This is a genomic window from Eubacterium multiforme, assembly GCF_030813415.1.
Lineage (GTDB): Bacteria > Bacillota > Clostridia > Clostridiales > Clostridiaceae > Clostridium > Clostridium multiforme.
In genome coordinates, this window is sequence record NZ_JAUSUF010000004.1 from 199,660 (window position 1) to 206,628 (window position 6,969).

5 protein-coding genes and 1 pseudogene are annotated in these 6,969 nt (G+C 26.2%); all 6 read left to right on the forward strand.

Annotation, left to right across the window (positions count from 1 at the left end; genetic code table 11):
• Positions 1-94 precede the first annotated feature (94 nt).
• Positions 95-1,831, forward strand: a complete 1,737-nt coding sequence (locus J2S18_RS08305) for a cache domain-containing sensor histidine kinase (protein WP_307485607.1) — start codon at positions 95-97, stop codon at positions 1,829-1,831.
• Positions 1,812-3,389 carry a response regulator transcription factor gene (locus J2S18_RS08310; protein ID WP_307485610.1) on the forward strand — a complete coding sequence of 526 codons (1,578 nt, stop codon included), beginning with the start codon at positions 1,812-1,814 and terminating at the stop codon, positions 3,387-3,389. The genes J2S18_RS08305 and J2S18_RS08310 overlap by 20 nt, the downstream gene beginning before the upstream one ends.
• A gap of 123 nt (positions 3,390-3,512) precedes the next feature.
• Positions 3,513-4,868, forward strand: a complete 1,356-nt coding sequence (locus J2S18_RS08315) for a carbohydrate ABC transporter substrate-binding protein (RefSeq protein ID WP_307485611.1) — start codon at positions 3,513-3,515, stop codon at positions 4,866-4,868.
• Between the two features lie 80 nt (positions 4,869-4,948).
• Complete coding sequence (locus J2S18_RS08320) at positions 4,949-5,830, forward strand: carbohydrate ABC transporter permease (RefSeq protein WP_307485614.1); 882 nt, start codon at positions 4,949-4,951, stop codon at positions 5,828-5,830.
• A 2-nt stretch (positions 5,831-5,832) separates the two neighbouring features.
• On the forward strand, positions 5,833-6,678 hold the full coding sequence (locus J2S18_RS08325) for a carbohydrate ABC transporter permease (protein WP_307485618.1): 846 nt from the start codon (positions 5,833-5,835) through the stop codon (positions 6,676-6,678).
• A 213-nt stretch (positions 6,679-6,891) separates the two neighbouring features.
• A pseudogene (locus J2S18_RS08330) lies at positions 6,892-6,969 on the forward strand (IS200/IS605 family transposase); the annotation flags it as partial.

Genomic DNA, 6,969 nt, shown 5'->3' on the forward strand with positions numbered 1-6,969 from the left:
AAGGAAAATAAAATTAATAATAAGTAAATTTTGTAAATTTTTTTATAAAATGGTATAATCAAAATAATATAATAATGGGTTTTGGAGAAAAAATATGGGGAAGTTTAAAATAAGTACTAAAAAAAATATTATTAGAAATATAGGAATAAAAAAAAGATTGATTTTAGGATTTGCAGTTATACCTATAGTATCTATGATAATTGTTTTTTTTATTTCTTGGGAGCAAAGTAAAAATATAATAAAGAATAATATAGATAGCTATTCAAATGAAATGTTAAATATTATAGAGGAAAATATAAATTTAAATATTTCAAAATTTGAACAACAATTAGATGAAGTTTTAATGTCTAAATTAATTTATGAAGGTCTAGAAAAATCTAAAATAATGAATCCAACAGAAGAATATATATTTGCAAATAAATTAAATAATTTTCTATATTCAAAATTACATCTCTTATCTAGTGTAGGTGAAGTTGAAATACTTACAAAGGATTTATCAATTTTATATACCCAAGGCTTTAAATACTTTTCAAAATCAGATGTTTTAAGATATTCAAGTGATGCAAAAAAGACTCCGGGAAAGACTATTTGGTTTCATACTAGAATAGATGGACAAGGTGTTATTTCTATGGCACGTGCAATAAAAGATCCTGAAACAAAGCTAGTTAATGGATATATTTTTGTTGCTTTAAATGAGAATGCCTTTGGAGGAACATTTTTAAATGCAGCTTTAGGGGATTCAAATTCTATTATAATTTTAGATGAAAATAATAATTTTCTATTTGGACAGGAAGACTTTACTTATAAGAAGTATATAAACTTAAATGGACATAAAACTATTATAGATAGTTCAAGGTATATAACATCCTATAAAGAAATAAGCAAATTAAATTGGAAGGTTGCTAATTTAGTTACATATAACATTTTTTTAGACAAAATAGGAAGTGTAATATTAACTTTATCTATATATGTTGTAATTTCTATAGGAATAGTAGTTATATTTACAAAATACATTTATAAAAGTATATATGATCCAATAGATAACTTAGTTAAAGGAATGGATAAAGTTGTTGATGGATGTTTTGATTTTAGGGTAAAGGATGAAGGAAATGATGAAATAAGTTTACTATCTAAACAATTTAATGGACTGGTAGATAAGATAAATCTTCTTTTAAATGAGGTTAAGCATGAGCAAACTTTAAAGAGAGAATCAGAAATAAAAATGCTACAAGCACAAATAAATCCACATTTTTTATTTAATACATTAAATACACTTAAATGGATAGCTGTTATGAATGAAGATATGTCTGTTTCAAATGGACTTGGAGCATTAGCCAAACTTTTAAGAAATACTATAGTAAATTCAAAGGAATTTGTAACTGTAAAAGAAGAGATAGACAATATAAAAAATTATATAGTTATACAAAAACTTAGATATGGGGATTCTTTTGATGTTAACTACAATATAAAAGAAGAAGTTTATCATATTAAAATAATAAAGTTTATATTACAGCCTATAGTAGAAAATTGTATTTTACATGGTTTTGATGAAGAAAAGGATAATCAAAAAATAGATATATATATTTCTAAAATAGAGAAATTTTTAGAGATAATTATTAGGGATAATGGAAAAGGCTTTGATTCTAATGAGAATAAAAAGAAGAATAAAGGAAATTTATCGGGAATTGGGTATAAAAATGTCTTTGAAAGAATTGAATTAACCTATGGGGAAAATTGTGAAATGAATTTAAAAAGTGCTATTGGTTATGGTACAGAGGTTAAGATATTACTTCCAATAGATAATAAGGGGGATGAAGATAATAATGCTTAAAGTTTTAATTGTAGATGATGAAAAATTAATTAGAATTGCAATGAGAAATATAGTTAATTGGGAAGATTTGGATTGTGAAATAATTGGTTGTGAAAAAGATGGGATAGAAGCACTTAAAGTAATTGAAAAAAATGTTCCAGATATAATAATTACTGATTTAAAAATGCCTAATTTAGGTGGTATAGGACTTATAAGAGAAATAAATAAAAGAAAGCTAAATAGTACAGTAATAGTTTTAAGCAATTATGGTGATTATGAATTAGTTAGAATGGCAATGAAAGAAGGGGCCTTTGATTATTTATTAAAGGTTACAATTGAAGATAATGATATTAAAGATTTAATAAATCAAATAAAAAAAAGTAAAGAAAATTATAAATTAATTGAGAAAGAAATAGAAACCTTTGATTTAAGTGACTTAAAAAATAACTTACTTTTAATGATGAGAGATGAAGAGGTAAGTGAAGAGGAATTTTTAAAGTGTATAGATAGTGAAGAATTAAAAATATTAGATAAAGAGTATAGAATAAGTTATTTTAGAGTTGATGATATAGAAAAAATATATAAAGAAAGAATAAAAGAGCATTCAAATCTTAAGAAAAATATTAAAAATATTATAGATGAAAGTATTTCTAAGGATATAGAATATAAAATTATTTTTATAAAAAATCATAGTGGAATTATTATATTTGAAAATAATAAAGATAACATAATAAATATAAATAAAAGCATTATAAAAAATATAAAGCAATATTTAAATATTCAAATGACAATTTCAGTATGTAAGAAATTTAAAGAAAAGAAGAATTTTAAAGGTGCATTTATTAAAACAATGGAATTATTTAAATGGAGTTTTTATTTAGAAAAGGGTTCTGTTATAGATGGAGATAACATAAAGGATTTTAAGTGTATAGATTATACTGACATACCTTATTCTATGAAAATAATTAAAAATATAAGAGAGAGAAAATTTAGTGAAAATGGAGAATTATCAAATAAAATAATAGATTATATGGTAAAGGAAAATTCAGATCCTAGAAATGTTAGAGAATTATTTCAATTTATATTTGCAAATATTGAAGGAAATGAACTTCAAAAGGGTTTTAAAAATGTAGATAAATTTGAAAAAATTAGAGAGAGGATAGAAATTTCTAAAGACATTAAAACTTTAAAGGAGGTTTTATATTTTGAATTTAACAATATTGAAGAATGGATAAATGATGCAAATAATAGAAGTTACAGAAAAGAAGTTGAAGATATTATAAATTATGTAGATAAAAATATTGAAAAGAAAATCTCCCTAAAAATGCTTTCAAAAACAGTTAATATGAATGAAAGTTATTTAAGTAGAATTTTTAAAAGTGAAACAGGTAAAAATATTACTTATTTTATTAATGAAAGAAAAATGAATAAGGCATTAGAACTTTTGTCAAATAAATCTATTATGATTAAGGAAGCATCACTTATGGTAGGAATAGATGATCAATTTTATTTCAATAAATTGTTTAAAAAATTCTATGGAATAAACCCAAGTGAGTTTAAGAAAAAATGTTATAAATAATTACGTAAAAATATTCTATATTATTGTAAATTACGTTTATATTAAGTGAAAACGATTAATGTTAATATTAGGTTGTAAGGTAATTATAAGTAAATTATAAAGGTATTTAAAGGGGGAGAAAGTATGAAAAAGAGAAGTATTAAAATGCTAACTCTTTTAGCTGCTACAACTATTGGTATTTCATTATTTGCAGGTTGTGGAAGTAAGCCTAAAGAAGGTGATGCAGGTAAAAAAGAGGAACAAGTACTAAATATTGCAGTATTTGAAGGTGGTCATGGATCAGATTACTGGAAAGAAGTTAGTAAAAAATTCGAAGAAAAAAATCCAGGAGTTAAGGTTAATGTAGAAGCTAATCCAAAGATTGGTGAAATAGTTAGACCTAAAATAACATCTGGAGATGCACCTGACTTTATATACTTAGGATCAACAGATCCATCAGGATTAGCTAATGCATTAATTAAAGATAATGCTTTAGAAGATTTAACAGATGTATTTGATGGTAAAAATCCAGATGGTGGAGAAGGAAAGCTTAAGGATAAAATTTTAGATGGATTCTTAAATACTTCTCTTACAGCTCCATATGGAGATGGCAAAGTATTTTTAGCACCACTTTATTATAATGTAACTGGTATGTGGTACAACAAAACTTACTTTGAAAAGAAGGGTTATAAAGCACCAGAAACTTGGGATCAATTCTTTGCTTTAGGAGATAAGGCTAAAAAAGATGGAAAAGCTTTATTTACTTATCAAGGATTAAATCCATCATATAATGAAGCTTTAATATGGCCAATGATTGCATCAGCAGGTGGTGAAAAGGAATTAAAGGCTATATTTAATTATGATAAGGGAGCTTGGGAAAGCAATGGAGCTAAAAAAGCTTTAGATGTATTTGAAAAGATAGGAAAAGACGGATATTTATTAAAAGGAACTGTTGGTATGAGCCATACTTTAGCTCAACAAGCATTCTTAGATGGAAAAGCATTATTTATACCAAATGGAAACTGGTTTGAAGATGAAATGAAAGAAACAATTCCCAAAGAAGGATTCTCCTTTGGATTTATGGCACCACCTGTATTTAAGAGTGGTGATACTAGATATGCAACTACTATGATAGAGCAAATGTATATTCCAAAAGAAGCTAAAAATAAAGATTTAGCAAAGAAATTCTTAGCATTCCAATATGAAGATGAAAATGTTAAGTTAAATTCTAAATTATCAGGTGGAGTTGTTCCAGTTAAAAAAGGTTTAGAACTTGCTAAAGAAAACTTAAATCAATCAAATTATGAGTGCTTTAAGATTTTTGAAGAAGGTGTTAAACCAATAACTGTTGACTTTAAGACAGTTAAGAGCGAAGTTAATATAGCTGATGAAGTTTACAATCCACTAGCATCAATTATGAATAAAGAATTAACTGCTAAAGAGTGGGCTGCAAAGCTTGAAAAAGCAGATGCAAAATTAAGAGATGCAGCTTCAAAATAATAAATATTTATAAAACAATGGATAATGGTTGGGATAATTCCCAACCATTACTAAATATAGGGCGTTGGAAGTGATATAGAATGAAAAATAATAAAAAGAAAATATTTATAGCATGGTGTATAATTCCTACATTAATATTATTTATTCTATTTATGGTATATCCAATTATAAAGGGATTTAGTATGTCTATGTATAGTTGGGGAGGTTTATCAGATAATGCTAAATTTATAGGTTTTGATAATTTTAAAACTTTATTTGCTGATGAGTATTTTATGAAAGCTCTTAAAAATACTGCTTTTTTACTTGTAGTTTTTCCTGTTGTAACAATAATTTTCTCACTTTTACTTGCAATATTTTTAACTCAAGGTAAGCTAAGAGAAAAAAATTTTTATAGATTAATATTCTTTTTTCCAAATGTTTTATCAATGGTAGTAATAGGAGTTCTATTTACATACATTTATGATCCATCAATTGGTATACTTAATTCCTTTTTTGGAAGCATAGGACTTGATAGGTTGCAACTTGTATGGCTTGGAGATCCTAAAACTGTTTTATGGGCTTTGGCAATGGCAATGGTTTGGCAAGCAGTAGGGTATTATATGGTAATTTATATGGCTGGTTTAGATGGGATTCCCCCAGAATTATATGAGGTAGCTGATATAGAAGGAGCAAGTTTTTGGCAAAAATTTAGATATGTAACTCTTCCAATGATTTGGGAAATAGTAAGGGTTACCCTTGTATTTTTTATAACAGGTGTATTTAATTTAAGTTTTATATTTGTAAAGGTAATGACTAATGGAGGACCAGATGGAAATTCAGAAGTGTTATTAACATATATGTATAAACAAGCATTTGTTAATTCAAATTATGGATATGCAATGGCTATTGGAGTTGTTATATTTATTATGGCAGTTGGACTTGCACTGTTATTAAATAGATTAACTAAGGTTAAGGAGGAGTAGTTATGAGAGTTGAAAATAAGAGAGAAAAAATTAAAACTTGGATATTAAGAATAATACTAATTTTTGGAAGCCTTCTTGTAATTATACCTTTAGTTTGGACTGTATTATCTTCTTTGAAATCACCAAGAGAATTTACAACTGCACCTTGGGCATTTCCAGAAACACTTAGGTTTGAAAATTATACAAATGCATTTACTAAGGCAAATATGGGAGATTACTTTTTAAATTCAATAATAGTAACAATATTAGCTTTAGCATTTTTAATGATACTTGCAGTTCCATCTGCTTATGCACTTTCTAGATATAAATTTAAAGGATCAAACTTTTTGAAAAATTCTTATATGGCAGGATTATTTATTCAATCAGTATATATAATAGTTCCATTATTTTTAATAATGAATGACTTAAATATGCTAAATAATAGACTAGCTTTAAGTTTAGTTTATGCAGTACTTCAATTACCATTTTCAATTTATATATTAATAGGATTTATGCAAAGTATACCTAAAGACTATGAAGAAGCTGCAATGATAGATGGATGCGGTTATGCAAGAACATTAACAAGTGTTATAGTTCCCCTTGCAAAGCCTGGAATAATTACAGTTTTAATATTTAACTTTATGGGATTTTGGAATGAATATGCAATGGCAATGACCTTCATAACAACAAATTCAAAGAAAACTCTTCCTGTTGGACTTCAAAATTTAATGGAAGTAAATAAATTTGCAACAGATTGGGGTGCAATGTTTGCTGGAATGGTTATAGTAATGATTCCAACAATTATTGTTTATACATTATTCCATAAGAAACTAACAGAAGGAGTTAATATAGGAGGGATAAAAGGTTAAACTATATAAAGTAATTAAGGGCAAAAAATAAAGTAAGAGAATGTATCTTAAATGTAAAGTTTTGATACATTCTTTTTTTTGTATTTAGAATACCACCTGCTATGCGGGTGGTTCTAAAAAGCTTTCAGCGGTGAGTAGAAAATAAAAAACCTCCATTGTAAAATTATAGTAGGTTTGCCGACCAGAACTATAATACAAGGAGGTGCGTCCGTTATGGACAATAGTAGTTTAGCACATAGTAAATGGAATTGTAAATATCATATCGTTTTTGCTCCAAAATACAGGAGACAA

What these genes read in the sequence shown, in the direction of transcription:
- J2S18_RS08305 (WP_307485607.1), top strand. Translation starts at nt 95, where the DNA reads ATGGGGAAGTTTAAAATAAGTACTAAAAAAAATATTATTAGAAATATA.
- J2S18_RS08310 (WP_307485610.1), top strand. Translation starts at nt 1,812, where the DNA reads ATGAAGATAATAATGCTTAAAGTTTTAATTGTAGATGATGAAAAATTA.
- J2S18_RS08315 (WP_307485611.1), top strand. Translation starts at nt 3,513, where the DNA reads ATGAAAAAGAGAAGTATTAAAATGCTAACTCTTTTAGCTGCTACAACT.
- J2S18_RS08320 (WP_307485614.1), top strand. Translation starts at nt 4,949, where the DNA reads ATGAAAAATAATAAAAAGAAAATATTTATAGCATGGTGTATAATTCCT.
- J2S18_RS08325 (WP_307485618.1), top strand. Translation starts at nt 5,833, where the DNA reads ATGAGAGTTGAAAATAAGAGAGAAAAAATTAAAACTTGGATATTAAGA.